The organism is Komagataeibacter sucrofermentans DSM 15973, from assembly GCF_040581405.1.
Lineage (GTDB): Bacteria > Pseudomonadota > Alphaproteobacteria > Acetobacterales > Acetobacteraceae > Komagataeibacter > Komagataeibacter sucrofermentans.
This window is the reverse complement of the sequence record NZ_CP137157.1, coordinates 2,712,529-2,737,659: the sequence shown is the minus strand read 5'-3', so window position 1 is coordinate 2,737,659 and position 25,131 is coordinate 2,712,529. Positions and strand designations below refer to the sequence as shown.

24 protein-coding genes and 1 riboswitch are annotated in these 25,131 nt (G+C 63.8%); of the genes, 14 read left to right on the top strand and 10 right to left on the bottom strand.

Annotated features, from left to right (window positions below; all coding sequences use genetic code 11):
• Nucleotides 1-84 precede the first annotated feature (84 nt).
• The gene (locus R5N89_RS12930; RefSeq protein WP_244192247.1) at nucleotides 85-354 is read left to right on the top strand and encodes a hypothetical protein; all 270 of its coding nucleotides are present in this window, start codon (nucleotides 85-87) and stop codon (nucleotides 352-354) included.
• Entirely contained in the window at nucleotides 333-485 is a 153-nt protein-coding gene (locus R5N89_RS12925) for a hypothetical protein (RefSeq protein ID WP_244192246.1), read from the top strand. Before R5N89_RS12930 ends, R5N89_RS12925 begins: the two co-directional genes overlap by 22 nt.
• Nucleotides 486-554: 69 nt before the next feature.
• On the opposite strand, the gene thiC is transcribed toward R5N89_RS12925, so the two are convergent.
• On the bottom strand, nucleotides 555-2,396 hold the full coding sequence (gene thiC, locus R5N89_RS12920) for a phosphomethylpyrimidine synthase ThiC (RefSeq protein WP_110569822.1): 1,842 nt from the start codon (nucleotides 2,394-2,396) through the stop codon (nucleotides 555-557).
• A gap of 103 nt (nucleotides 2,397-2,499) precedes the next feature.
• Nucleotides 2,500-2,645: riboswitch (TPP riboswitch) on the bottom strand.
• A 145-nt stretch (nucleotides 2,646-2,790) separates the two neighbouring features.
• Between thiC and ade the strand changes: the two genes are divergently transcribed.
• From ade to R5N89_RS12870, 10 genes are all read left to right on the top strand, one after another.
• Nucleotides 2,791-4,491 carry an adenine deaminase gene (ade, locus tag R5N89_RS12915; RefSeq protein WP_110569821.1) on the top strand — a complete coding sequence of 567 codons (1,701 nt, stop codon included), beginning with the start codon at nucleotides 2,791-2,793 and terminating at the stop codon, nucleotides 4,489-4,491.
• A 22-nt stretch (nucleotides 4,492-4,513) separates the two neighbouring features.
• The gene (locus tag R5N89_RS12910) at nucleotides 4,514-5,380 is read left to right on the top strand and encodes a tyrosine-type recombinase/integrase (RefSeq protein WP_110569820.1); all 867 of its coding nucleotides are present in this window, start codon (nucleotides 4,514-4,516) and stop codon (nucleotides 5,378-5,380) included.
• A complete protein-coding gene (locus tag R5N89_RS12905; protein WP_110569819.1) occupies nucleotides 5,373-6,077 on the top strand; it encodes a hypothetical protein in 705 nt (234 codons plus the stop codon). Before R5N89_RS12910 ends, R5N89_RS12905 begins: the two co-directional genes overlap by 8 nt.
• Complete coding sequence (locus tag R5N89_RS12900; RefSeq protein WP_110569818.1) at nucleotides 6,074-6,889, top strand: segregation/condensation protein A; 816 nt, start codon at nucleotides 6,074-6,076, stop codon at nucleotides 6,887-6,889. Before R5N89_RS12905 ends, R5N89_RS12900 begins: the two co-directional genes overlap by 4 nt.
• Before the next feature lie 621 nt (nucleotides 6,890-7,510).
• Nucleotides 7,511-8,179, top strand: coding sequence for an energy transducer TonB (locus R5N89_RS12895; RefSeq protein WP_110569817.1), 669 nt, complete (start codon nucleotides 7,511-7,513; stop codon nucleotides 8,177-8,179).
• A gap of 88 nt (nucleotides 8,180-8,267) precedes the next feature.
• Nucleotides 8,268-9,311 carry a MotA/TolQ/ExbB proton channel family protein gene (locus R5N89_RS12890; RefSeq protein WP_110569816.1) on the top strand — a complete coding sequence of 348 codons (1,044 nt, stop codon included), beginning with the start codon at nucleotides 8,268-8,270 and terminating at the stop codon, nucleotides 9,309-9,311.
• Between the two features lie 2 nt (nucleotides 9,312-9,313).
• Nucleotides 9,314-9,736, top strand: a complete 423-nt coding sequence (locus R5N89_RS12885; RefSeq protein WP_110569815.1) for a biopolymer transporter ExbD — start codon at nucleotides 9,314-9,316, stop codon at nucleotides 9,734-9,736.
• A 54-nt stretch (nucleotides 9,737-9,790) separates the two neighbouring features.
• Nucleotides 9,791-10,228, top strand: coding sequence for a biopolymer transporter ExbD (locus tag R5N89_RS12880; RefSeq protein ID WP_110569814.1), 438 nt, complete (start codon nucleotides 9,791-9,793; stop codon nucleotides 10,226-10,228).
• 521 nt (nucleotides 10,229-10,749) lie between these two features.
• Nucleotides 10,750-13,230 carry a TonB-dependent receptor gene (locus R5N89_RS12875; protein ID WP_373320452.1) on the top strand — a complete coding sequence of 827 codons (2,481 nt, stop codon included), beginning with the start codon at nucleotides 10,750-10,752 and terminating at the stop codon, nucleotides 13,228-13,230.
• An 85-nt stretch (nucleotides 13,231-13,315) separates the two neighbouring features.
• Nucleotides 13,316-14,614 carry a nucleobase:cation symporter-2 family protein gene (locus tag R5N89_RS12870; RefSeq protein ID WP_244192245.1) on the top strand — a complete coding sequence of 433 codons (1,299 nt, stop codon included), beginning with the start codon at nucleotides 13,316-13,318 and terminating at the stop codon, nucleotides 14,612-14,614.
• A 125-nt stretch (nucleotides 14,615-14,739) separates the two neighbouring features.
• On the opposite strand, the gene R5N89_RS12865 is transcribed toward R5N89_RS12870, so the two are convergent.
• The 4 genes from R5N89_RS12865 to xseA form a co-directional block, all read right to left on the bottom strand.
• Nucleotides 14,740-15,456 (bottom strand): OmpH family outer membrane protein, encoded by a 717-nt coding sequence (locus R5N89_RS12865; RefSeq protein ID WP_110569812.1) that lies wholly within the window; start codon nucleotides 15,454-15,456, stop codon nucleotides 14,740-14,742.
• Nucleotides 15,457-15,582: 126 nt separating this feature from the next.
• Entirely contained in the window at nucleotides 15,583-15,990 is a 408-nt protein-coding gene (locus tag R5N89_RS12860; protein ID WP_110569811.1) for a helix-turn-helix domain-containing protein, read from the bottom strand.
• A gap of 327 nt (nucleotides 15,991-16,317) precedes the next feature.
• On the bottom strand, nucleotides 16,318-16,698 hold the full coding sequence (locus R5N89_RS12855) for a BA14K family protein (RefSeq protein ID WP_110569810.1): 381 nt from the start codon (nucleotides 16,696-16,698) through the stop codon (nucleotides 16,318-16,320).
• Nucleotides 16,699-16,718: 20 nt separating this feature from the next.
• The gene (xseA, locus tag R5N89_RS12850; RefSeq protein ID WP_110569809.1) at nucleotides 16,719-18,179 is read right to left on the bottom strand and encodes an exodeoxyribonuclease VII large subunit; all 1,461 of its coding nucleotides are present in this window, start codon (nucleotides 18,177-18,179) and stop codon (nucleotides 16,719-16,721) included.
• A 66-nt stretch (nucleotides 18,180-18,245) separates the two neighbouring features.
• Here xseA and purD point away from each other — a divergent pair, with 66 nt between their 5' ends.
• The gene (gene purD / locus R5N89_RS12845; RefSeq protein ID WP_110569808.1) at nucleotides 18,246-19,538 is read left to right on the top strand and encodes a phosphoribosylamine--glycine ligase; all 1,293 of its coding nucleotides are present in this window, start codon (nucleotides 18,246-18,248) and stop codon (nucleotides 19,536-19,538) included.
• A 211-nt stretch (nucleotides 19,539-19,749) separates the two neighbouring features.
• Nucleotides 19,750-21,135 (top strand): MFS transporter, encoded by a 1,386-nt coding sequence (locus R5N89_RS12840; RefSeq protein WP_110569807.1) that lies wholly within the window; start codon nucleotides 19,750-19,752, stop codon nucleotides 21,133-21,135.
• A gap of 95 nt (nucleotides 21,136-21,230) precedes the next feature.
• Here the strand turns inward: R5N89_RS12840 and ybaK are convergent, their stop codons facing one another.
• The 5 genes from ybaK to R5N89_RS12815 form a co-directional block, all read right to left on the bottom strand.
• Nucleotides 21,231-21,707, bottom strand: a complete 477-nt coding sequence (gene ybaK, locus R5N89_RS12835; protein ID WP_110569806.1) for a Cys-tRNA(Pro) deacylase — start codon at nucleotides 21,705-21,707, stop codon at nucleotides 21,231-21,233.
• A complete protein-coding gene (locus tag R5N89_RS12830) occupies nucleotides 21,704-22,444 on the bottom strand; it encodes an SDR family NAD(P)-dependent oxidoreductase (protein WP_110569805.1) in 741 nt (246 codons plus the stop codon). Before R5N89_RS12830 ends, ybaK begins: the two co-directional genes overlap by 4 nt.
• A complete protein-coding gene (gene purF, locus R5N89_RS12825) occupies nucleotides 22,441-23,955 on the bottom strand; it encodes an amidophosphoribosyltransferase (RefSeq protein WP_110569804.1) in 1,515 nt (504 codons plus the stop codon). Before purF ends, R5N89_RS12830 begins: the two co-directional genes overlap by 4 nt.
• Before the next feature lie 52 nt (nucleotides 23,956-24,007).
• Nucleotides 24,008-24,532, bottom strand: a complete 525-nt coding sequence (locus tag R5N89_RS12820; protein WP_110569803.1) for a CvpA family protein — start codon at nucleotides 24,530-24,532, stop codon at nucleotides 24,008-24,010.
• Nucleotides 24,533-24,707: 175 nt separating this feature from the next.
• Complete coding sequence (locus tag R5N89_RS12815; RefSeq protein ID WP_110569802.1) at nucleotides 24,708-25,115, bottom strand: phosphoribosyl-ATP pyrophosphatase; 408 nt, start codon at nucleotides 25,113-25,115, stop codon at nucleotides 24,708-24,710.
• Between the last annotated feature and the right edge of the window lie 16 nt (nucleotides 25,116-25,131).

Below are 25,131 nucleotides of genomic sequence, written 5' to 3'. Positions count from 1 at the left end.
GGGAAATGGAAAAAGGGCGGGTCATGCTGTAAGGCATGGCCCGCTTTATTTTATGGCAGGCAGTGCGGGGGCAGGGAGATCGTCATGGCTGAAAACAGGTTTGATGTGACGGGGCAGTGGGATGGTCAGTTCAGCTACCCGCGCACGTTGCCGCCGGAGTTTTTCTCCGCCTCCCTGTTCGAAACCGGTGGCACCATTGGGGGCACGGTAACGGAGCGCCCGGCATCGGGTCAGGCCGGGGCGGGCTGCTTTGTCTCGACTGTGCGCGGCGTGCGCCACGCAGCCGAGGTGCGTTTTACCAAAACCTATGAAGGCGGCCCCGGCGGCATGTCGTGCTGTATGCGGGCAGGCTGAATGCCGACAGCACCGAAATCGAGGGAATGTGGCGGATTGAAGGGTCGTGGTCCGGGCGTTTCCTCATGATCCGCAAGGATGGCGGTGCGGCGGTGGCCGTGCAGCGGGAGGCGGTGGCGGCCTCCCACTGAGGCAGGATGATAAAAGCTTCAGAAGAACGCCGCCTTTCTGAAAAAAGGCGGCATCCGGAAACGTCTGTCTTATTCCGCAGGTGTCGCGGTCTCTTCCACCGGCACATAGAGCCGGTTGCCGTTGCTGCGGAACTCTTCCTTTTTCTGTTCCAGCCCGGCGATGCGCTCGGCATTGGCCTTGAGGTCGTGGCTGATGCGCATGGAGCAGAATTTGGGGCCGCACATGGAGCAGAAATGCGCGTTCTTGTGCGCCTCGCGCGGTAGCGTCTCGTCATGGTACGAACACGCCGTATCCGGGTCGAGCGAGAGCTTGAACTGGTCGTTCCAGCGGAAGTCGAATCGCGCGCGGCTGATCGCGTTATCGCGGATCTGCGCTGCCGGGTGCCCCTTGGCCAGATCGGCGGCGTGGGCGGCGATGCGGTAGGTCACCACGCCCACCTTCACGTCATTGCGGTCGGGCAGGCCGAGATGTTCCTTTGGCGTGACGTAACACAGCATGGCGGTGCCGAACCACCCGATCATGGCAGCGCCAATGCCTGATGTAATGTGGTCGTAACCCGGCGCGATGTCGGTGGTGAGCGGGCCGAGCGTGTAGAACGGGGCCTCGCCACATTCGCGCAGCTGCTTTTCCACGTTGACCTTGATCTTGTGCATGGGCACGTGGCCCGGCCCCTCGATCATGACCTGGCAGCCTTTGGCCCAGGCGATCTTGGTCAGTTCGCCCAGCGTTTTGAGTTCGGCAAACTGGGCGGCGTCATTCGCATCGGCAATCGAGCCGGGGCGCAGGCCGTCGCCTAGCGAGAACGAAACATCATAACGGCGCATGATGTCGCAGATTTCCTCGAAATGCTCGTACAGGAAGCTCTCGCGGTGATGGTGCAGGCACCACCCCGCCATGATCGACCCGCCGCGCGAGACGATGCCGGTCACGCGGTTGACGGTCAGCGGCACGTGCTGCAGCCGCACGCCTGCGTGGATGGTGAAGTAGTCCACGCCCTGCTCGGCCTGCTCGATCAGCGTGTCGCAGAAGATCTCCCATGTCAGGTCCTCGGGCACGCCGCCCACTTTTTCCAGCGCCTGATAGAGCGGCACCGTGCCGATGGGCACCGGCGCGTTGCGCAGGATCCAGTCGCGGATGTTGTGGATGTTGCGGCCCGTGGAAAGATCCATGACCGTATCCGCGCCCCAGCGGATGGACCAGACCATCTTCTCCACTTCCTCCGCCACGGATGAGGTCACGGCGGAATTGCCGATATTGGCGTTGACTTTCACCAGAAAGTTGCGCCCGATCACCATCGGCTCAAGCTCGGGGTGGTTGATGTTGGCGGGCAGGATGGCGCGGCCTGCGGCAATCTCGGAGCGCACGAATTCAGGGGTGACGAAGGCGGGAATGTCAGCGCCAAAATCCTCGCCATCGGCGCGGCGCTCTTCGGCACCCTCGACCATGGTGGCGCGGCCAAGGTTCTCGCGGTGGGCGGCGTAGATCATCTCCTGCGTGATGATGCCCGCGCGCGCGAACTCGTATTGCGTGACCATCTGGCCAGCGCGCCCTTCATGCACCACATGCGGCGCGGGGCAGGCGGGGACAAGATTCTCGCCTTTGGCAAAGCCGTTATCTTCCGGTCGCACGGCGCGCGGCCTGACTGCGGGCAGGCCACGGGCTACGATCCATGGCGCGCGGACGGGTTTAAGCCCCTGGCGCACGTCGATATGGGCGTTGGTGTCGGTATAGGGGCCGGAGGTGTCATACACGCGCACCGGCGGCTCGTTGGCGCTGGGTTCGAGTGCTATTTCACGGAACGGCACGCGGATATCCGCATGCCCCTCGGGCGATGACCAGACCTTGACGGACCCCATGATGGGGCCGGTGGTGACATGGTCGGGAGATGAAGGCGAAGCGACGTTCGTCATGGCAATGCTCCTCGCATCCTCTCTCCGACAGGGGGGGTGGAGAGAAAATCGGGGATGCCCCACCTCAGGCGGGCGGCCGCGTGCCGGGGGCAGGCGGCGTGTTGCCGATTGTCCGCACCAGTCCCTCCGCCGGTATGAGCCGGATCAGGTTCCCCGGAACGCACAATGCGCCCGGAAGGGTCTCCGCGCGCATGGTTGCCCATGCCAGCGGTCTCTCAGCCCCTTGCCGGGACTCCCCTTGGTCTGCTCAGGATCATCAATCCCGTCTGCCTTGTCAATCATGCAGGCGGGGGCTCAGGGGGTGTGTCTTAAAAAGAATTCGTGTGCCGATTTGCCAGACGCCCGGTTGTGATAAAGTGGCAGCGAACATCATTTTATGGGGAAGCGGGACAGAATGGCGGCAAACACGATTTCCAACCGGATTGCACAGGGTAGCGGGCGCATGGTGGCTGATACCGTTATCCGTAATGTGCGCCTGTTCGATCTGGTGACGGGGGAGATGCTGCCAACCGACATCGCCATCTGTGGCGACACCATTGTCGGCACGCTCGACCACTATGAAGGCGCGAACGTGATCGAGGGCCGTGGCCGCATTGCCGTGCCTGGCTTCATCGACACGCACCTGCATGTCGAATCCTCGCTCATCACGCCCTTCGAGTTCGATCGCTGCGTGCTGCCCCATGGCGTGACCACCGCCATATGCGACCCGCACGAGATGGCCAACGTGCTCGGCCGCCCGGCGCTGGATTACTTTACCCAAGCCGCCATGCGCACGGTCATGGACCTGCGCGTCAACCTTTCAAGCTGCGTGCCCTCCACCCATCTTGAAACCTCGGGGGCGACGCTCGGCGCTGCTGATCTGCTGGCCTATCGTGACCACCCCAAGGTGATTGGCCTGGCCGAGTTCATGAACATTCCCGGCGTGCTGAATGGCGACCCCGGATGCATGGAAAAGCTCGAAGCCTTTGCCGGTGGCCATATCGACGGTCATGCCCCGCTGCTGCGCGGGCGCAAGCTCAATGGCTACCTGAGTGCCGGCATCACCACCGACCATGAGGCGACCACGGCGGAAGAAGCGCTGGAGAAAGTGCGCAAGGGCATGATGGTGCTGATCCGCGAAGGTTCGGTGTGCAAGGATCTGCGCGCACTGGTGCCGCTGCTCAACCCGGTCACGTCGCCGTTCTTCGCCTTTTGCACCGATGACCGCAACCCGCTGGAAATCGCCCATGAAGGCCATCTGGACTACCTGATCCGCCTGGCCATCTCGCTGGGTGTCGAGCCGCTGGCCGCCTATCGCAGCGCATCGCTGAGTGCCGCCAATGCCTTTGGCCTGCGTGATCGTGGCATGATCGCACCCGGCAAGCGTGCCGACATCGTGCTGCTTGATGACCTGCGGGAATGCCGCGTGTCGGACGTGATCAGCGCGGGCCGCCTGGTGGATGATGCGCTGTTTGCAGCCCGTGAGATCATTGCCCCCGTGGGGCTGGAGAGCATCAGCCTGCCTGCTCCGGTCAGTGCGGCGGATATGGAAATAAAGGGCAGCGGCACGCAGCGCCCCGTGATCGGCCTGCTGCCCGGCCAGATCATCACACCCTTCCTGCATGCCGACCTGCCTGTTGTGGATGGCATCGTGCAGCCTGACCCGGCGCAGGATATCGCGCGCATCTGCGTGGTGGCGCGGCATGGGCATAATGACAATATCGGCCGGGGCTTTGTTAAGGGCTTCGGGCTGTCTGGCGGGGCGCTGGCCTCATCGGTGGGGCATGACAGCCATAATATCTGTGTGGTCGGCATGAACGATGCCGACATGGCGCTGGCGGTCAACCATCTGGAAAAGACTGGCGGCGGCTTTGTGGTGGTGCGTGATGGCACGGTAGTGGCCGACATGCCGCTACCCGTGGCGGGGCTGATGAGCGATGCGCCGTTCGAGACCGTGCGCGACCAGCTTGAGGTGCTGCGTGCCGCCGCCCGCGCCCTGGGCTGCCAGCTTGATGAGCCATTCCTCCAGCTTGCCTTCCTGCCGCTGCCGGTGATCCCGCATCTCAAGATCACGGATTTCGGCATGGTGGATGTCAACCGGATGGAACTGGTCTGATCCGGCCGGGCGGGAACTGCCCATGAGCACGCCACAGCAGGCCCCCACGCGGGAGGCCACGGCCACCCTGCGTGCCTATAGGGCGGACTGGGTGCATTTTACGAAGTGGTGCGCGGAACACGCCATTTCCCCCATTCCCGCAACGCCTGAGGGGGTGGCCGCCTATCTGCGCAGCCTGGGCACATTCGCTCCCGCCACCATCCGCCGCCGCCTGGCCGCCATTGGCAAGATGCACCGCTTCAACGGGCTGGCGTGGGATGTCACGCATCCGCTCATCCGCACGGCACTGGCCGAGATGCTCGAACAGGCTGCGCGCCCCGCGCCGCCGCCTGCCGTGGTCACGCCCGCCATGCTGCGCGCCATGTCAGCACACTGTACCGATGGCGTGCGCGGCCTGCGCGATCGTTGCCTGCTGCTGTTCGGCTTTGCGGGCGCGCTGCGCCGTTCGGAACTGGTGGGGCTGCAGGTGGAAGATGTACGCCTTACCCCTCAGGCGGTGATGCTGACGGTGCGCGACGGGCATGAGGCTCCCACTATGGCGCTGCCCGTAGCGCAGGAGCGCGAACTATGCCCGGCGGCGGCCTTTACGGCATGGCAGCAGGTGGCGCACCGGCAGACCGGGCCGCTGTTCCGCGCCATCTCCAAGGGCGAGCGCGTGGGCGGGCGGGCGCTGACGCCTTATGCCGTGACCCGCATCCTGCAACGCCGGGCGCTGATGGCCGAGGTGCCACCCGCCACCGTGGCGCGGCTCAGTGCCCATGCGCTGCGGGCGGGCTTTATTGTCGAGGCCCTGCGCCATGGCATGGATGCTGCGGCTCTGGGCCAGCGCACCCGGTACCGTGATCCGCGCGCCCTGCGCCCGTATGCGGACCTTCTTGCCCATGACTGACACCCTGCGCCTGCCCTGGGCCGACCTGCCACCCACCACCCCGCGTGAGGAGGAAGGTCCATCCACCCCGACCCGCCGCCCGCCCGCACGGCGGGGGCGGCGGCCGCTTTCCGCCTGGCCCGCGCCTGCGGGGCCGCTGCCCTGGCAGGGCTGGCACCTGCTGGTGCACGGGCCTGACGCAGATATGGCGGGTTTTGCCGCCGAAGCCGCCGGGCCGGGACTGATTTCGTGGCCGTTCGATGCGGAGCGGGTGGAAGAAGATATGTTCGCGCTGGCCATCGGGGCCAACAGGCCCGGTCAGGACCGGGGCGGCCTGTCGGTGGAAGGATGCCGCATCCTTGCCCGCCAGTTCCGCGCGGCGGCAGAGGCACGTCATGCCCGCCTCGCCCTGCGGCCCGAGGGTGCCTGCCCGCTGGATTTCAATCGCCTTGTGCCCGTGCCCGAGCGTATCCTGCAGCTTGGCGCGACCCACCCCGATGCCCGCGCCTGGCTCGTGGCCAACTGGGGCGTGGTGGAGGCTCCCGCCCAGATGGCGCTGGTGCCGGGGCGTAAGGCGGGCAGGCGGCTGCCGCGCGGGCATCGGGCCGTGGTGTATGGCTTTTTTACCCGTGGCGGCACGCCTGCGCCCGTGGTGCGCCGGATGGAGGAGCATTACCCCCTGCTGACTTTCCGCCTGACCGGGCGGCCCCTGACATGACCAGCCAGTCCGACCTGTTCGACCCCGCGCGGCCCGGCCCTGAGCCGGTCATCATGCTGGAGGCGTATCAGGGCGATCTTACGCACCTGGTGCAACTGGCCCATGCGCGTGAAATCGACCTGACCCGGCTTGATATCGTGGCCCTGATCGACCAGCTGGCCGAGGCCGCGCGGGCGCATGCCGCCCTGCCGCTGGGCATGAAGGCGCAGTGGGTGGTCATGGCATCCGGCCTGCTGCTGCTGCGCTCGCGGCTTTTGCTGCCTGCCGATGATCCGCGCCAGCAGCAGGCGGCGCAGGAGGCGCATGACCTGCGCGCGCGCCTGATCGCGGCCGAGCAGGCGGGGCATCTGGCGGGGTGGCTTGCCGCGCGCGCGCAGCTCGGGCGCGATGTCCATGCCTTTGGCGGCGCTCAGCCTGCCCTGCATGACGAATCGGCTGCATGGGAGGTGGACCGGATCGAATTCCTGTGGGGTTGCCTTGCGGTGTTTGATGGCAACTGGGGCGCCATGCCCGAGCAGGCGCCCTTCTATGCCCCGGTGCAGCTTGACCTGTTCTCGGTCGAGGAGGCGCGGGTACGGGTGCGCGCCTGCCTGGCCCACGCCCGCAGGCCCGTGCCGCTGGACCGCATGCTGCCCGATTCCGTCCGGCATGGGGCGCAGCGCGTGCGGCGCACGGGGTTGCGGCGCTCGGCGTGGAGCAGCACGTTCACCGCCTGCCTTGAAATGGTCAAGCAGGGCGAGGCGCTGGCCTACCAGCCCGACCCCGATACGCTACCCTGTTTTGGCAACGTGGAGCGCGACGGCGCGCCCTGAACCGTTTTTGGAAAGAAACCAAGGCGGCGGCGGCATGACTGTTGCCGCCTTTACTGCGGGTGCGACCCTGTTCATATCGAATAAGTAATATGCTGCCGATGCGGCTGGTACGCACGGGCGTGAATGGATTTTTCTCTCATTTTTTTAACACTTTGCTTGACTGGATTTTTTTTTGATCAAGCTGGAACGAACGGTTTTTTGTTTGGCTGCCATGCGGGTGGAACACAGCTTCATGGGAGTCTTTTTGCCATCGAGAGGTGGCCTGGCGGGCTGCAGGTCACATAAAAATATTTCATATAAGATCAGGGTTGATTTCGAGATGTTAATAATGTTTATGGATAAAACGTGATGAATGAATGGCTTGGCTTGTCAGGGCAGGATGCATCCAGTGTCCGTGCATTGGCGTATGGACTGCCGGAGGCTACGACTGTCATGCTTTTCCGTTCCGCCGGGAAAGAGGGTTATCGTGCTTCAGGGTCAAGCCGGGGAGAACAAGGCGGATCGCATCAGTCGTTTCGTAGAAATCTGGTCATACTCCCGTAGTCAAATTGGTGAAATCAGAACATCCAGAACAAATTCTGTAATAATCCTTCCTAAAAACTATGCCGTTCTGAGTGAGGTATGGGTATGACGTATGCGGAACAGAGTGATAATACACTACAAAAGGTAATCATTTTTGCCCTCGTCCTGGCATTCGAGGGGCTGCTGGTGCTCGCGCTTCTGTTCGGGCTCAGCTCGCCGCCAGATGCGCCCCAGGAGCCGCCCAAGCCGCCGGTCGAGGTGCACATGATCAAGGAGCCTCCGCCTCCGCCGCCTCCGCCGCCGCCACCACCTCCGCCGCCGGAAATTACGCAGCCGCCGCCGCCGTATATTCCGCCGCCGAAGATTCAGGTGCCGACGCCGCCACCGCCGATGAAGGTGACTCACGAGAAGCCGCCCAAGGCCATGCCGCCCGCAAAGGCGACGCCGCCGGCTGATGCGCCCGTGTCCAACGCGCCGCCCGTGCCCGATCACTCGGCAGGCACGTCGCCGCTGAACCATGTCGTGCCGGAATATCCGGAGGAGATGTCGGAAGAAGGCCGTGAGGGCGTTGTGTCCGTGGCTTGCGACGTGGAGCCGACCGGCGTGACCAGCAACTGCCAGGTGGTCAACGTAAAAGGTGGCCAGGCATTTGCCGACGCAGCCCTCAAGGCGGTTCGCCGCTCACGTTATGCGCCGGCAGTCAAAAATGGTGTGCCCGTCAAGGAGTTCCACCATCTCTATACGATCACGTTCAGTCTGAACGACTGAGCCTGAGTGTTAGGTCAGGCGCGGCGGGGGCCGGCAGCACCCCGCCGCATCGCGAAAAAAACATCCTGCTCCAGAGGATTTTGGTTAAATGATCAGACTGCATCGTAAACACACTCTTGTTGCCTCGGCCGCGTTCGCTGCCATGCTGTGTGCTGCCTCGCCGCTTGCGGCGCTGGCGCAGGATGCCGCCCCGGCCGCGAACGATGCGGCCACGGCTCCGGCGGTTTCTGCTCCGCCCGCCGATGGCGCTGGCGCACCCGCAGCCCCGGCTCCGGGCGCCGACGCCCCGGCCGCCGAAGCACCGGCCCCCGGCGCTGACGCCGCACCGGCAACCCCCGCGCCAGAAGCGCCGGCCCCCGCACCTGCCGCTGACGCAGCGCCGCCGGCCGATGTGCCCAAGGCACCCGAGGGCAACCCCTACGGTCTTGGCGCGCTGTGGGCCAATGGTGACTTCATCGCCCGTGGCGTGCTGCTCATCATGGTGTTCATGTCGCTGGGCACCTGGTACATCATGATCACCAAGTTCTTCGAGCAGGCCCGCGTGATGAACGCCGCCAAGCAGGTGATGAGCGATTTCTGGACCAAGGGTTCCATCAAGGAAGGTGCCGCGGCACTGCCCGCGAACTCCCCGTTCCGCTACATTGCCGATACGGGCGTGAAGGCTGCCGAGCACCACGAAGGCACGATGCAGGAATCCATCGACCTGCATTCCTGGACCACCATGTCCATCCAGCGTTCGGTTGACGTGATCCAGACCAAGCTGCAGGGCGGCCTTGCCTTCCTCGGCACCGTGGGTTCCACCTCGCCGTTCGTGGGTCTGTTCGGCACCGTCTGGGGTATCTATCACGCCCTGACCGCCATCGGCATCGCAGGCCAGGCCTCGATCGACAAGGTTGCCGGCCCCGTGGGTGAATCGCTGATCATGACCGCCATCGGCCTCGGCACCGCCGTTCCCGCCGTGCTGGGCTACAACCTGCTGGTCCGCCGCAACAAGGGCGCGATCGACAAGGTGCGCAACTTCGCCGCTGACGTGCAGTCGATCCTGATGGGTGGCTACCGCCATGGCGCGGACATCACCATCCATCCCGACAACTCCCCCACAACCACGACTATCGATAACCGGGTGGCCTGATCATGGGTATGCAAGTTGGAGGTGGCGGCGATGAAGACGAGGTGGTGTCGGCCATCAACACCACACCGCTTGTCGACGTCATGCTGGTGTTGCTGATCATCTTCCTGATCACCATCCCCGTCGCGACACATACCATCAAGGTTAGCCTCCCCATGGATGCTAACCAGCCAACCCGGACGTTGCAGAACAACATCGTCGTGGCGATCACGCCGAGCGGGCAGGCCTACTGGAACGAGACGCCGCTCACCAGCTATGCCGACCTGGAATCGCACCTGGAGCACGCGGCTGCGGAAACTCCGCAGCCCCAGATCCAGATCCGCGGTGACCAGACGGCAAAATACGAAGGTGTGGGCAAGGTGATCGCAGCCTGCCAGCAGGCCGGCATCGTTCACGTCGATTTCATCACTGAGCAGCCACACGGCTGATATCCATTCCCGGCCGGGGTTCATGCCCCGGCCACATTGGGGAGAGTAGACACCATGGGCATGAATGTCGGCTCAGACAGCACGACAGAGGACGAAGGTATTGTCGATATCAATACCACGCCCCTGATTGACGTCATGCTGGTGCTGTTGATCATGCTGATCATCACCATCCCGCTCCAGACGCATTCAGTCTCGATCGACCTGCCGCAGGGCAACCCGCCGCCTTCCGCAGCCCCTGATCCGGTTGTGGATACGGTGGCGATCGATTTTGACAACACCATCACCTGGAATGGCGAACCCGTTGCAGGCGAGGCGGACCTTCAGGCCCGCTTCAAGGATGCGGCAGCCCAGCCGGTCCAGCCCGAGATGCACATCCATCCCGACCGTCTGGCCAGCTACAAGGTCGTGGCGCATGTCATGGCGGATGCACAGCGTCTTGGCGTAACCAAGCTGGGGATCATGGGAAGCGATCAGTTCATGGACGCGCAGTAAGCGCTCCATTTTCACAACGCAGCATCATGACCTGAAAAGCGGTCCTTCCCTTGTGGGGAGGGCCGCTTTTTTCATGCGTCCGGTATGGATGGGAAATGCCGTTTTTTCGGGCAAATAGCCTGGGGCAGCTGTAGCATAAAAAGCACGCAACCCATATTGTTGGGGTTGGTCGAGTGGCTGTAATTTATATCGAATGGAAAACAGAACGATGTAAAATCGTTGGTTTATAGCGGGATAGGCATTATTACCCCCACGGGGCCATTCCCGGTTTCCAGATAGATAAACACTCTGTTGCGTTTTTTAAGCTTGGCCTGTCCAAGTGTATTTCATAAGTCAACAGGAAGGCGGAATGTTCAGTTTCCGCAACTACTTCAGCATGACCGGTACGGGACGGAAAGTGCTGTCAGTGAGGCAGACGGGGATGGCTGCCGCTGAAAACCGTATGGCTGCACGCAATGGCGCGCCGCCGGACAGATTTGCGGGGGGAACGAATGAAGATGGGCCGGGATATTTATAACGTCATGATACGACAGGTGCGTAATGCGGCAGGGCAGGGCGGACTGGCCGGGCTGCGCAGGCCGGGGCTGAAAACACACCTGCGCGCGGTATCGTGCCTGGTGGGCACGATGTGCCTCGCCACGGGCAGCGAGGCCTGGGCGCAGGTGGCCACCACGCCGCACGCCACCCCCCATCGGCATACGCCGGTCCGGCAGGCGGCGGCACCCAGGCAGCAGGCTGCAGCGCCTGCGGGCGTTACGGACACCGCGGCCCCCGAGCAGATCCGCGTGGCCTCATCGCGCCAGGAGCGTGACGGCGGCGGCGGCATGATGCGGCAGGAAACCGCACCTCATGCGGTGCAGACCGTGGGCAAGCAGTTCATTGAAATGCGCAGCCCCACCAGCACGGCGCTCGATCTGGTCAAGAACCTGCCGAGCATGAACGTGAACTCGCCTGATCCGTCTGGCATGGAAGGTGGCCAGATCCAGACCCGTGGCCTGACCGACCTCGACATGGGGTTGATGCTTGATGGCGCACCGGCGGAAGCAGCCAAATACCTCAACGAGGATATCGATTCCGAAAACATCGAGAGCATCGAGGTAACGCCAGGCAGTTCCGCCACCGACCTGCCCGCCATGTCGGCTGCAGGCGGCGTGATGAACCAGCGTTCGCGCACGGCATCGCACAAATTCGGCGGCATGATGGATTTCTCGTACGGCACGAATAATATGTCGCGCGAGTTCATCCGCCTTGATTCGGGCGAGATCGGCCATACCGGCGTGCGCAGCTATTTCTCGTTCTCCAACACGCATTCGCGTTCGTGGATGGGTTCGGGCATCAACCAGCGCAAGCACATCGATTTCGGCCTGCAGAAGGACTGGAACAACGGCTCTACCGCCAAGCTGTTCGTGTCGTGGAACTCCGAGGATTTCACCATCGATGCCTACCCCGACGGCACCGCGTTTGAAAACTACAAGCGCACCGGCGAAGGCTATGGTCGTAACTCCGACCCCACCAGCGACAACTACTGGAAGAACAATAACGACCACTGGAACCAGATCTTCCTGACAGCGCCGGTCCATGTGGTGCTGCCTGCCAAATTCACGTTCGACCTGCAGTCCTATTTCAGCTTTGGTCAGGGGTGGGATGCCTCACCGGGTAACGGCACGCCCTATGTGCCGGCTTCCGGCACCAATGCGAACGGTCCGTACTGGAATGTGAAGCAGTCGCAGAACCTGACTTCGTTCTTCCTGGAAAATGAAGCCCGTCAGGTCGGTGTGGTGGCCAAGCTCGGTTATGATGTTGACCGGCACAACCATCTTTCGTTCGGTTACTGGTATGAGAACAACCAGACGATCCAGTCCTACCCGACCAGCTTCACCATGGCGAATGGCTCGACCCCGAGCCCCAATAACCCGGCCTATCAGAACACGTATTCCAACGAGAATTTTGGCGTAACGGGTGTCAACGCAGGCTATGAACTGCATGCCCTGTTCATTCAGGACACCGCCAAATACTTCAACGACAAGCTGCAGATCCATGCAGGCTTCAAGTTTGTCATGTCCGATGCATGGGACAAGGGCTGGAATGCGCCCGCCCGTAACTGGGCTTATGGCAAGAATGCAACGCCGGGCCAGAGCGTGGGCCGCATGGGTGCGAACACGACCGAGCCGCTGCCGCAGCTTTCCATTGGCTACACCTTCAACAATCATCACCAGATCTATGTGAATGCGGAAGGTGATTACCGCGAGCCGTCCGCCAACGATCTGGGCTGGCTGAGTCCTGGCCCCAAAAACATGCTGAAGAACCAGTATTCCATCAAGGAAGAACTGGGCTACCGGTATCACGACAAATACGTCATGTTTGACCTGTCGCTGTTCAACTACAACGTGACCAACCGTATTCTGAGCACCTATATCGGCGCCAACCAGTTCATGCCGATCGAAGGTGGCAACCAGACCATGCGCGGCTTTGATGCCATGATTGCCAGCCGCCCGATACACGGGTTCAGCCCTTACGCGTCGTTTGAATACCTGCATGCAACGCAGGATTCCAACGTCACGGACCCCACGAGCGGCATCACCTATGCCGCCAAGGGGCAGCAGGCCATCATGGCGCCGCGTATCATGGCCAATTTTGGCCTGACGTATAAGTACAGGGGCTTCTTTGCCAATGCCGCCGTGCATTATACCGGTCCGCAGTCGGTAGCGATTGATAACAGCGAGCGCATTCCGGGTTATGTGACCGATACGCTGTCGCTGGGCTATCACTTCAAGCCGTTCATGTATGCCAAGTCGCCCACCTTCAAGCTGAACTTCTCCAACCTGACCGGCTCGATCGTACGGACCGGCGCCATGGGGGCGATCTACCATGGCGGCCAGCAGAACGGTTCATCTGCCTATCCCGTGTTTTATGGCGCCAATAATGGTCGCTATGCGGATGGCAACTCCTTCATGGTCGAGCCGCGCTTTACCATGACGGGCTCCGTCTCCACGTCCTTCTGATCTTCCTCACGTCTGCCGGACCCCGCCTTTACCAAAAGGCGGGGTTCTTCTTGTGCGGGCGTGTACCAGCAAGTGGAGAGGGCGTGTGACAGCACAGAAAACCCACCCGGTTGATGAAATGCTGCCCATGGGCATGCTGTTTGCCTTCGGGCTGCAACATGCGCTGGTCATGTACGCGGGCACCGTGGCGGTGCCCTTGGTTTTTGCCGCCGCCATGCACCTGTCTGGCCCGCAGACGGTCATGCTGATCAATTGCGGGCTGATGACATCGGGCATCGCCACGATCATACAGAGCGTGGGGGTGTGGAAAATCGGCTCGCGCCTGCCCATTGTGCAGGGGTCATCATTTGCCATGCTGGCGTCCATGCTGCTCATCGGGCAGATCTATGGCGTACGCTCGGTATTTGGCGCGGTGATTGGCGCGGGGTTGGCCATGGTGGTGCTGGCGCCGGTCATGGCGCGGCTCATGCGCTTTTTTCCGCCCGTGGTCATTGGCTGCCTCATCATCATCATCGGGCTGACGCTCATTCCCGTAGCGGGGCGGTGGATTGGCGGCGGCACGCCCGGCGCACCGGAGTTTGGCAGCGTGGCCAACCTTGTGCTTGCCTTTGTCACCATCGTCATCACGGTGGGCGTGCAGGCATGGGGCCGGGGGTTCTGGTCCAATATCAGCGTGCTGGTGGGGCTGGTGGCAGGCAGCGTGATCGCGGCCCTATGTGGCATGGGCCATTACGGCATGGTGATTGATGCGCCATGGTTTGCCGTCAGCACGCCCTTCGCCTTTGGCCTGCCCGAGTTCCATGCCATGCCGGTATTCATCATGCTGCTGAGCATGGTCATCATCGTGGCGGAAACAACCGGCAACTGCCTGGCCATTGGCCGCGTAGTGGATCTGCCGGTCAATGATGTCACCATTGCGGGTGCGCTGCGGGCCGATGGCCTGTCCACCATGCTGGGCGGCGCGTTCAACAGCTTTCCCTATAATGCCTTTACCCAGAATACCGGGTTGATCGCCATGACCGACATCCGCAGCCGCTTTGTGGTGGCGGCGGCAGGCGTGGTCATGATCGGGCTGGGGCTGTTCCCCAAGCTGGGGGCACTGATTGCCGCCCTGCCAGCCCCCGTGCTGGGGGGCTGCGGGCTGGTCATGTTCGGCATGACCACGGTTGGCGGCATACGCGAACTGCTGCATGTGCGCTTTGAAGGCACGCGCAATGGGCTGATTGCCGCCGTATCACTCGGGCTGGGGCTGTTGCCCATGGCCTGCCCGGACCTGTTTACCCACATGAACGGACTGGCGCGGCTATTGCTGGGCAATGGGGTGCTGCTGTGCATCCTGTCCGGCGTGGCGCTCAACCTGCTGGTGGGGCAGGGCCGTAACTGACTGACAGGAAATAACAGAAGTTCTGGGTGAAGCGTTTTTCAAAAAGCTTCAAAAAAACGCCGCCTTTTTAAAAAAGGCGGCGTTCAAAAGCTTTTATTGTCAGGGGTGGCAGGCGTCCCCGGGTATTATTCGCCGCCGTTATCAGCAGGCTGGAACGGCATGACGGGGTATTTGCCGCTCTTGGCAATTTCCTCGGGGTCTTCCGTGGGGCCAGGCAGATACACGGTGGGCAGCACCTGATTGAGGTAGGTCACGACCTGATCGCTGATGTCGAGGCTGTTGTCATGCAGGGCAGCGGTGCCGGCCTGCAGCACCATGTTCATGCCACGCGCGGCGGCAATGGCGCTGACAACCTGCTGCATTTCACGCTGGACCTGGTTCAGGGCCACCTGCGCGTCTTCTTCAAGGATGCGGTTGCGGTTGCCGAACTTGGTGCGGTCGGCCATCACGCGTTTCTGCAGGTCCTGCTGCTGCTCGGGCGTAGGTGCCTTGCCCGCCTTGATGATGGACTGGCGCAGCGCCTGCAGCTGCGTATCCTCGGCGCGCACGTCCTTGACCAGGGCTTCACGGCGGTTGCCCAGCTCGGTCTGCAGCTTCTGCACGGCAGTGGACTGCGCCATGATCTGCTGGGTGTTGAAGATGCCGATAACGGGCGCCGCAGGCTTGGTGCCAGCAGGCAGGGGCTTGAATTCCGGCACGGGCGGCATGGGCAGAATGGGGTTCTGCTGCTGGCCACCGGCGTCCTGCGCCATGGCAAGGGCCGGGGTCAGGGCAATAGCCAGCCCACAAAGCGCGCCACGCAGGCGGGCGTGTCCGGTCCGGGCCATAATGCTGCTCCGCATACCTGTCATTATCCGATCCATTATTGTTCCGCTATCGTGGTTTCTGCGTAGCGGATCGTATGGCGAAAGAACATCCCCGCACAGGCAAAAAAAGCGCCTTTGGCAAGAAATGGCGGGCCGATCCCCCTATAGCCGCCAGATCAGCGGCGTGTGTGACAGGAAAATAAGGCATAGCCCGCCCAGGAACAGCACCCTGAAGCCCCGGTTGGCGCCTTTTTCCAGCAATTCATCGCGCGTTACGATCTGCATGAAGGAATCGGACAGCCGGGCGCGCGCATCATCGGGGAGGGCCGCGAGCCTGCCGCGCCATTCGGTGCGCTGGCGGGCCTGCTCGGTGTGGGAGATGTTGGCCCGGCGGTACAGGCCATCCACGTATTCATCAAGGTCTTCGATGCGGAACATCGCCTTGCGGCCGTGACGCATGGCCGCATGCGGGCCTGCCCCCACCAGCCTGAGGCTGCGGAACCTGCGCGGCGTGATGCCCACATATTCCGCCGCCTCGCGCATGGAGAGCATGCGCTTGAGGGGAAACATATGGACCGTCGCCTGTTGCTCACCTATGGGACCGGACGAGGGGGGCAGGGTCATGATGCCCTTGAAACTCGACCATCCGTTCCGGCCAAGTCAATGGGAATATGGCGCGGTCCTGCCCATCCTGGGTATATGACCCATGCAGCGTGCTCGTATGGGTTGGCCCGGTGCGGTTGTTTGAAAAGTCAGGTCGATTAATACCCTGAAATAACAAAAGTTTTTGGTGAAGCTTTTTAAAAAAGCTCTGAAAGAACGTTGCCTTTCTGAAAAGAATCAGGCTCCTAAAGACTTTTATTATTTCTTATCAATAGTTTGTTTTCAAAAACCTTCTTAACGGCAGACCCGGCGGCTGCCATCGGCGGCGATGTAGGTGCCGGTCTGCGCATCAAAGCAGGCATTGGCCGCGCAACTGCTGGCTGTGGGCGTGATCTCGGGGTGGATGGTGGCCCCCATGGCATTGGCCTCGCGCGCGGCGTGGCCGCATAGTGGCGTATCGGCGGGGGCGGAAGGGTCGTTGGTCAGGATGGTGCCTGCGGGGGGCGCGCTTTCCTCGCCCGTAAGCCCGGGGGCGAAGTCCTGTGGCGGGATGCGGCCCGGCGTTGCCGCAGGCCGGGCTGCCGCATGGGGGGCGGGCGCGTGAGGCGGGTTATGCGTGCAAGCGCCAAGCAGCAGAGCCGCCAGTGTTGCGCAGAAGCGTGAGCGTAAGGTCATGTGCGGTGCCCGTATGTGCATTACAGATCCAGTTTCCCCTGCGGGCCGGGGGGCGCTGCAAGGGGGCGGGCCGCGACCTTGCCATCGGCAAAGGTCATGATCACCTCGGGCACGGCCCGCGCCTGTGCCGCCTGGGCCAGCGGTCGGCCCGCGCTGTCCGTCACCAGCACGTAGCCCCGTTCCAGCACCGCCTGGGGCGAGAGGGATTCAAGTTGCCCTGCGGCACCCGCCAGTACGCTCTTGCTGGCCCGCAACTGCGACACCAGCACGGCGGGTGGCACGCGCAGGCGGCCAAGGGTGGCGGCATGGCGGTGCAGCAGGTTGCCCATGGCCTGCTGGCTGGCGGTGCCCACGCGATCAAGTTCCGCGCGGCGCAGGGCCAGAATCATCTGGGGGGCGGGCAGGCGGTCAGAGGCGGCCTGCACGCGGTCACGCAGGCGGCTGAGGCGCGCGGGCAGGGCAAGGTCTAGGCGGTAGGCGCGGTCATCGAGCCTGCGGCGGGCGTTTTCCACCACAGCAGGCAGGTCGGGCAGGCCCGCCGCCGCCCGGTCCAGCCGGGCGCGGGCGAGTTGCAGGCCGCGTTCCAGCCCGCTGCGCAGCCGGGCGGCGCGCTGGGCCAGGCCTGCCTCAAGCTCGGCGCGCACCGGCACGGCCATCTCGGCGGCCGCCGTGGGCGTGGGCGCCCGCTGGTCGGATACAAAGTCGATCAGCGTGGTATCGGTCTCGTGCCCCACGGCGGAAATGACCGGAATGCGGCACGCGGCAACAGCCCGCAGCACGGCTTCATCATTGAAGGCCATCAGGTCTTCGAGCGAGCCGCCGCCACGCGCCACGATCAGCACGTCAGGGCGCGGCACGCCGCTGTGCGGGCCGATGGCATCAAACCCCGCAATGGCCTGGGCAATGCGTTCAGCCGCCCCTTCGCCCTGCACCGGAACCGGCCAGACCAGAACGGGCAGCGGAAAGCGCCGGGCGATGGTGGTGCGGATATCATGCAGCACGGCACCTTGCGCCGATGTCACGACCCCGATCAGGCGCGGCAGGAAGGGCGGGGGGCACTTGCGTTCGGCGTCAAACAGCCCTTCCTGCGCCAGACGCAGGCGCAGGCGTTCGATGCGGGCCAGCAGCGCGCCTTCGCCCGCATATTCCAGCCGGTCGATCACCATCTGGTACGATGAACGCTCGCCATAGGATGAAATCTTGCCCGTGGCGATGACTTCCAGCCCGTTCTCCGGCTTCAGCCCCAGCCGCGAGACCGTGCCGCGCCACACCACCGAGGAGAGCTTGCCCCCCTCATCCTTGAGCGAGAAATACAGGTGGCCCGAAGGGTAGCGCTTGAATTCGGTAATTTCACCGCGCACGCGGATGCGGCCAAACGTGCCCTCGAGCACACGGCGGATGGCGCCTGAAATCTCGCCTACCGAAAATTCAGGCGTGTTGCCGCCCATGGCGCGGCCGGAGTCGGGAAACTGTTCAACCATCCGCACAAGGTATGATAGAGACGGCCACCCCGAAAGGGCAGAGATGAAAAACGGGAGAAACAAGTGATGCGGGTGCTGCTGGTTGGATCAGGCGGACGGGAACATGCCATGGCCGCTGCCATTGCGCGCTCGCCGCGACTTGAGGCCCTGTTCATCGCACCGGGCAACCCCGGCACAGCAGTGCTGGGCACGAACTGCGCCGTGAAGGCCGATGACGTGGCGGGCCTGATCGCCCTGGCGCGGCAAGAGCGCATCGACCTTGTCGTGCCCGGCCCCGAAGCGCCACTGGTGGCGGGCATTGCCGATGCTTGCAAGGCGGCGGGCATTGCGTGTGCAGGCCCCACGCAGGCCGCAGCCGCCCTTGAAGGCAGCAAGACCTTCACCAAGGAAGTATGTGACGCGGCAAACATTCCCACCGCCCGGTGGGAACGCTTCGATGCCGCCGCCCCCGCGCTGGATTACGTGCGCCGCCACGGCGCGCCTGTCGTGGTCAAGGCGGACGGCCTGGCAGCGGGCAAGGGCGTGGTCGTGGCCCAGAGCGTTGCGGAGGCCGAACAGGCCATTACCGACATGATGACCGATGGCACGCTGGGCCAGGCAGGCCACAGCGTGGTGATCGAGGACTGCCTTGTGGGTGATGAGGTCTCGCTGTTCGCCTTCTGCGCGGGCGAGACGGCGGTGCTGATTGGCGCGGCACAGGACCACAAGCGCATTGGCGATGGTGATACCGGCCCCAATACCGGCGGCATGGGCGCGGTCTCGCCGCCCACCGGCTTTGGCCGCGCGGAGCAGGAAGCCGCCCTTGACGTGCTGGTGCGCCCCATGCTGCGCGAGATGGCGCGGCGTGGCACGCCGTTTACCGGCATCATCTTTGCAGGCCTGATGCTCACGAGTGATGGCCCGCAACTGATTGAATACAATGTCCGCTTTGGCGACCCGGAAGCCGAAGCCCTGCTGATCCGGCTGGAAAGCGACCTGCTGAGCGCGCTTGCCGCCGTGGCGAAGGGTGATCTTGCGGGCACGGATATCCGTTTTTCCGGCCAGTCCTCCATCAGCGTCATCATGGCGGCGAAGGGCTACCCCGGCAGGCCGGTGACGGGCGGCGTGATCCGTAACCTGGCCGTGGCGGAAGCGCTGCCGGGCGTGCATGTGTTTCAGGCGGGTACAAAGCGCGATGACGCGGGCGAGATCGTGGCTGCCGGCGGCCGCGTGCTGGCCGTGTGCGCCACGGGCGACACGCTGGCGCAGGCCCGTAATCGTGCCTATGAGGCTGTGGGGCTGATCGACTGGCCTGATGGCATCTACCGCCATGATATTGGTGAGCGTGCCCTCGCGGCGCAGGAAAAAATCGGTCAGTAATAAACGTTTCCGGGTATCGCCTTTTTTAAAAAGGTAGCGTTTTTCAAAGCTTTTTGAAAAATCTTCACCAAAAACGTCTTTATGATTTGCGCGATGGTGGGTGGGCAGTCTTTTCAGGCTGCCGCCTGCCCCCAGCGGATTGATGGACGGGGCACATCCCGATATTGTTTACAGAACAGAACGTTTTCCTTCCGCCCGAAAAGCTCCTGCCATGCCCCCCCAACCAAAACCTGTCCTGACCGAAGGCGAAGGCCTGCATGGCGCGGCCCGCGTGCGTGCCGTGACCGCCATCGCCCTTGCGGTGCTGCTGGCCCTGCTGGATTACGCCATTGCCAACGTGGCGCTGCCCACGATTGCGGCGGATATTCATGTCTCGCCCGCCTCGTCGGTCTGGATCGTCAACGCCTATCAGCTGGCCAGCGTGGTCTCGCTGCTGCCCATGGCGGCCCTTGGCACGCGCATCGGCTTTGCACGGCTGTGCCAGATCGGGCTGGCGCTGCTGACCGTGGCCTCGCTGTTCTGCGCATTATCGCATTCGCTGCTCATGCTCTCGCTCGCGCGCGCGGTGCAGGGCGTGGGGGGCGCGTGCATCATGAGTGTCAGCATCGCGCTGATCCGCTTCATCTACCCGCATGCCATCATCGGGCGCGGCATTGCGCTCAACGGGCTGATGGTGGCCCTTGGCGTGGGCGGCGGGCCGACCGTGGCATCGATCATCCTGTCATTTGCCACATGGCCTTGGCTGTTTCTCATCAACATTCCGCTCGGGCTGACGGCCCTCGTGCTGGCGCTGGTGTCGCTGCCGCGCACGCCGGTCAGTCCCGGCTCGTTTGATGGCGTGAGCGCGGTGCTGAACGTGGTGGCGTTTGGCGCGCTGATCATGGCCGGTGATTCCGTGGCCCATCACGCAGGCGCGGCCCAGGTGGTGGCCCTGCTGGTGGCAGGCGTTGCGGCGGGCGTGCTGCTGGTGCGCCGCCAGCACGGGCAGACGCACCCCATGTTCCCCATCGACATGCTGCGCATTCCCGCCTTTCGCATCGGCACGCTGGTGGGGTTCGTGGCCTTTGTCGCCTCCAACCTGTTCATGATCTCGTTTCCGTTCACGTTGCAGTCGATGTTCCATTATCCGCCCGCAACCGTGGGCCTGCTCATGACACCGTGGCCGGTGGGCATCATGGCGGTCTCGCCGCTCATCAGCCGCCTGAGTGACCGGGTGCCCGCGGCCATCCTGTCCTCGGTGGGGCTGTTCATGACATCGATGGGGTTTCTCGCCCTTTACCTGCTGCCGCCTGATCCGGGTTGGTTCAACATTGCCTGGCGCATCATGCTGGCGGGCATGGGGTTTGGCATTTTCCAGCCCCCCAATAACCGGGTAATGATGGTGACTGCCCCGCCGGGGCGCTCGGGCGGGGCCTCGGGCATGGTGCAGATCGCGCGCCAATGCGGGCAGGCCACCGGGGCGATGTGCGTGGCCATGGCCTTTGGCCTGATTGCACATGACGCGGAACGGGACTGCCTGGGCTTTGGCTCGGTCGTGGCCATGATTGGCGTGCTGTGCAGCGCCAGCCGCCTGATCTGGCGGCCCGCGACGCGCTGAGGAAAAGATACAGGTTTCCGGGCGCTGCCTTTTTTCAAATAAGGCAGCGTCTTTCGAAGCTTTTTGAAAAAAGCTTCACCAAAAACTTTTGCTTGTTACGCCAGCAGGTCAGCCGTCACGGCACCTGTCGCGGCAATGGCATCGGCTGCCGAAAGGCGCACCAGATAGCCGCGCTTGCCACCATTGATGACAACATAGGGCTGTGCCATTGCCTCGCGTGCAAGGGCCGTGCGCACGCGCCTGCGCTGGCCAAACGGGCTGATGCCCCCCACGCGGAAGCCCGTGCTGCGCTCGGCGTTGGCGGGTGGCATCATTTCAGCCGATTTGCCGCCAAAGGCCGCCGCCACCTTTTTCATGCTCAGGCTGGCCGCTACCGGCACCACCACGCAGGCGGGTCTGCCATCAACGAGCACCATCAGCGTCTTGAACACGTGCTCGGGATTCTCGCCTATGGCGGCGGCGGCGTGGTTGCCGGTCTGGCCTGCGGTGGGGTCGTATTCATATTCCACCACCTCGAAGGCGATGCCTGCTTTCTGCAGGGCGGCAGCGCCCGGTGTTGCCTTGCTGCTCATGCCACGGGCTCGTGCAGGTTGGCTGTTACATACTGGCCCTGCGGCTGGGGGCCGGGCTGGCAGAGCCTTACGATATGGGGCGCAATGTCGTGGGGCGTGGGCAGGCAGGCCATATCGAGCGCGGGCATGGCCAGCTTGCGCAGGCGGGTGGCGACGGGGCCGGGTTCAAACAGGTTGATGCGCAGCGGGCTGGCTGCGGGCAGTTCGCGCACCCATGTGTTCACAATGGCCTCCTGCGCCGCGCGTGTTGCCGCCACCAGCCCCCAGAAGGGCGCGGGCTGGCGGGCATGCCGGTCGGTAAGGAACACGGCGCGGCCGGCTGGCGCGCGCTCAAGCAGGGGGCCAAGCGTGCGGATCAGCCGCCATGTGGTGAGCGGGCCGATGTGCAGCGCGCGCTCCCAGTCCTTTGGTTGCAGGTGCGCCAGCGGCGAGAGCACGCCCAGCGTGCCCGCGCAGTGCACCACGCAGTCCAGCCGCCCGAAGCCGGCCGCGATGGAGGGGCCGAGCGTGTCGAGCTTTTCGCCATCGGTCAGGTCAAGCGGCAGCAGGGTGGCGCTATGGCCGGTGTGCTGGCGGATCTGGTCATCCGCCTGTTCCAGCCCGCCCTGCGTGCGCGCGGTCAGGATGCAGCGCATGCCTGCGCGCGCCAGTGCCATGGCCACCGCCTGCCCGATGCCCCGGCTGGCCCCGGTAACCAGCGCCACCGGAGCATCGGTCATGGCAGCGGGGCCGGTCATGCGGGTTCGGGGTGGTGTTCGGCCTCGTAATCCACCAGTTCGATCGGGTAGTCGCCGGTAAAGCAGGCATCGCAGTAGCGGTTGGCCGCACTCTTGCGGTCCTTGTAGCCCAGCGCGCGGTACAGCCCGTCAAACGAGATGAAGGCAAGGCTGTCCACGCCGATCAGCCTGGCCATTTCCTCAACATTGTGCTGGGCTGCGAGCAGCTGGCTGCGCTCGGGCGTGTCGATGCCGTAGAAGCACGAATGCGTGGTGGGCGGCGAGGAGATGCGCATATGCACTTCCTTGGCACCCGCGGCGCGCACCATGTCCACGATCTTGCGCGAGGTGGTGCCGCGCACGATGGAGTCATCGACCAGCACCACGCGCTTGCCATCGAGCACCGGGCGGTTGGTGGAATGCTTCATCTTGACGCCGAGGTTGCGGATCTGGTCGGTCGGCTCGATGAAGGTGCGGCCCACGTAATGGTTGCGGATGATGCCCAGCTCGAAGGGAATGCCGCTCTCGGTGGCGAAGCCCATGGCCGAGGGCACGCCCGAATCGGGCACCGGCACGATCACGTCGGCCTCGACAGCGCTTTCGCGCGCCAGTTCCACGCCGATCTGCTTGCGCGTGTCATAGACCGCGCGGCCATCCATGACCGAATCGGGGCGGGCGAAATAGATGTATTCAAACACGCAGAAGCGCGACTGCGTGTTGTTGAACGGGCGCACCGAGCGGATGCCCTCGTCATTGATGATGACGATCTCGCCCGGCTCCACGTCGCGCACGAACTCGGCCCCCACGATGTCGAGCGCGCAGGTCTCGCTGGCCAGCACCCATGCGCCTTCCGTGCCGTCTTCCTCGCGGATGCGGCCCAGGATCAGCGGGCGCACGCCCAGCGGGTCGCGCACGCCGATCAGTTCATCACGCGACAGCACGATCAGGGAATACGCGCCAAGCACCTGCTTGAGCGCATCGATCAGCCGGTCGACCACGTTTGCATAAAGCGAGATGGCGATGAGGTGGATGAACACCTCGCTATCGGTGGTGGACTGGAAGATGCAGCCCCGGCGCACCAGCGCCTTGCGCAGGGTCTCGGCATTGGTCAGGTTGCCGTTATGGGCCACCGCGAGGCCGCCGAACTCGAAATCGGCAAACAGCGGCTGCACGTTGCGGATCAGCGTGGCGCCCGTGGTGGCGTAGCGGTTGTGGCCTACCGCGCAGCTTCCCGGCAGGGTGGCCATGACGCGGGCATCGCCAAATACGTCGCCCACCAGCCCCAGCCCCTTGTGGGTGTGGAAGCGCTCGCCATCATAGGACACGATGCCGCTGGCCTCCTGCCCGCGATGCTGGAGCGCATGCAGGCCAAGGGCGGTCAGGGCGGAGGCATCCTTGGTGTTCCATACGCCAAAGACGCCACATTCCTCATGCGGCTTGTCATCATCATGGCGCCACTGGGCGGCGATGTCGTCGCGCTCGTGCTGGGTGGGCGGGTTACCGGATGTGGCGTGAAAGCGGGTCGGGGACATGGTGGGCGATCTTTCCTTGACGGACGGGGGCGGCGGGGACCGACGATAAGGTTCAGATGGGCGCGTCATGCCGCGTCCCGGCGGGTTGCGCAAGATGCGCGGGGAAGTTATCGGGCGCGTGGGCGTGAAGATATGTCACGCTGTTGCCGATAAGGGGCATGATCTGGCTGGTGCGCATGACCTCGGGCCATTCATTGGCGGGCACGAGGGCGGTAATGCCCGCATAGATCAGCACAAGGCACACATAACCCCGCACCAGGCCAAACAGCAGGCCAAGCACGCGGTCCAGCCCTGACAGGATGGAACCCTGCACTGCCCGACCCGATAGATGGGCAGTGGTGGTGAAAATGACAAGAAGCGCCAGAAACAGCACTGCAAACGAGGCCAGCGCGGCCATCGTGTGGTTGCTGATCCATTGCGTGGCGTAGGGCATCAGCGTGCCGTACCATGCTACAGCCAGGATGGTGGCCATGACCCAGGCGGCAAGGCCAAGCACCTCGCGCGAGAAGCCGCGTACAAGGCCCACCACCCCCGACAGCGCGGCTATGGCGATGGCCGTGATGTCAATCCAGTTCATGCGTGCCCGACCGGGGCAGGCCCCACGGGCACGTAACAGGCATGGACCCGGTCCATCTTATCGCGACATTCCCTGCTGTTCCGTCAGCGGCCAGCTTATGCCACCCGCATGCCCCAGCGGCTAGGCAAAAAAACGGTTCGTTGCGATTTCGTGCCGTTATGGCGGCGCAGGCCGCTCAGGGCAGCTTGGTGGTGCGGATCTTCCATGGCCGCTTGCGCGCGCGGGTGGGGGCGGATGTGCGCTCGGCCGTGTTGAGGGCGAGCAGCAGGTTGCCCATGCGGGTGCGGCGGTCGATCTCGGTCCAGACATCCTCGGGGTCGATGCCAGATGCTGCCCAGGCCTGCAGCAGGTGGGTCAGCACATCGGCGCTGTGTTCCACCAGGCCTGCGTGGTCTTCGGTCATGAGGTCCATCACGCATTGCTCGGCGGCACAGGTAAAGGCGCGCCCGGCATCGCGCGTGGCGCGGTTGCCCTGGCCTGCCCGTGGTGCGGCCCTGTTCAGCCGCGCCAGCAGGCGACCGAGCGCATGGTCGGCGCCCGGGGCTTCAGCGGGGTTGGATGGCGTGTGGCGGGGACGAAACATAATGCAATGATGGGCA